This window comes from Streptomyces sp. NPDC059564 (assembly GCF_042735575.1).
Lineage (GTDB): Bacteria > Actinomycetota > Actinomycetes > Streptomycetales > Streptomycetaceae > Streptomyces.
Genome location: NZ_JBHWBP010000695.1, coordinates 1 through 1318, shown reverse-complemented (window position 1 = coordinate 1318; position 1318 = coordinate 1). Strand labels below are relative to the sequence as shown.

Sequence of the window (1318 nt, the reverse complement as noted above, 5' to 3'; positions counted from 1 at the left end):
TTTTTCCCCGGCGGGGGTGGGCCGCCCCCACCCCGCAACCGCCCCACATTTACACCCCCCAACCCCCCCGGGGGCCGGCTTCCAACTCCCCCCCCCCGCCCCCACGCCGCCTCTCGTCCGTTCGGGCACCTCTGGATGTAACAGGCGTCGCGTAGGCTCGATTCATCGAACCTCTACAGATCCGGACAGGGGAGGGGGCCCACCGTGCTTCTCGACACCTATGGCCGCGTGGCCACTGACCTGCGCGTCTCACTCACCGACCGGTGCAATCTGCGCTGTACCTACTGCATGCCCGAGGAGGGTCTGCAGTGGCTCGGCAAGTCCGATCTGCTGAGCGACGACGAGATCGTCCGGCTGGTCCGCATCGCCGTCACCCGGCTGGGGATCACCGAGGTCCGCTTCACCGGCGGCGAGCCGCTGCTGCGGCCCGGCCTGGTCGGGATCGTCGAGCAGTGCGCGGCCCTGGAGCCCCGCCCCCGGATGTCCCTGACCACCAACGGCATCGGCCTCAAGCGCACCGCACAGGCGCTCAAGGCCGCCGGCCTGGACAGGGTGAACGTTTCGCTGGACACCCTGCGCCCCGAGGTCTTCAAGACCCTCACCCGCCGCGACCGCCACCACGACGTCATCGACGGCATGGCGGCCGCCCGCGAAGCCGGTCTGACCCCGGTCAAGGTCAACGCCGTCCTGATGCCCGGGCTGAACGACGACGAGGCCCCCGACCTGCTCGCCTGGGCCGTGGAGAACGAGTACGAGCTCCGCTTCATCGAGCAGATGCCCCTCGACGCCCAGCACGGCTGGAAGCGCGACGGCATGATCACCGCCGGGGACATCCTGGCGTCCCTGCGCACCCGCTTCACCCTCACCGAGGAAGGCGCCGACGAGCGCGGCTCCGCCCCCGCCGAGCGCTGGGTGGTCGACGGCGGCCCGGCCACCGTCGGGGTCATCGCCTCCGTCACCCGCCCCTTCTGCGGAGCCTGCGACCGTACGCGGCTCACGGCCGACGGCCAGGTCCGTACGTGCCTGTTCGCCACCGAGGAGTCGGACCTGCGTTCCGCCCTGCGCTCGGGCGCGCCGGACGAGGAGATCGCCCGCCTGTGGAAGGTGGCGATGTGGGGCAAGAAGGCCGGGTCCGGTCTCGACGACCCGTCCTTCCTCCAGCCCGACCGCCCCATGTCGGCGATCGGTGGCTGACGGCGGCTGACCGGGCCGGGGGGGGGGGGCCGGCCCCCCCCCCCCCCCCCGGGGGGGGTTCGAAAAAAAAACCCCCCCACAACCCCCCACAAAACCAAAATGAAGAAGAGGTTGTGGAGTTTGT

The 1318-nt window shown here is 71.0% G+C and carries 1 protein-coding gene; it reads left to right on the top strand.

Annotated elements, in window-relative coordinates; all coding sequences use genetic code 11:
* Positions 1 to 204 precede the first annotated feature (204 nt).
* A complete protein-coding gene (moaA, locus tag ACFV0Q_RS41720; RefSeq protein WP_385013340.1) occupies positions 205 to 1194 on the top strand; it encodes a GTP 3',8-cyclase MoaA in 990 nt (329 codons plus the stop codon).
* Positions 1195 to 1318: the final 124 nt, after the last annotated feature.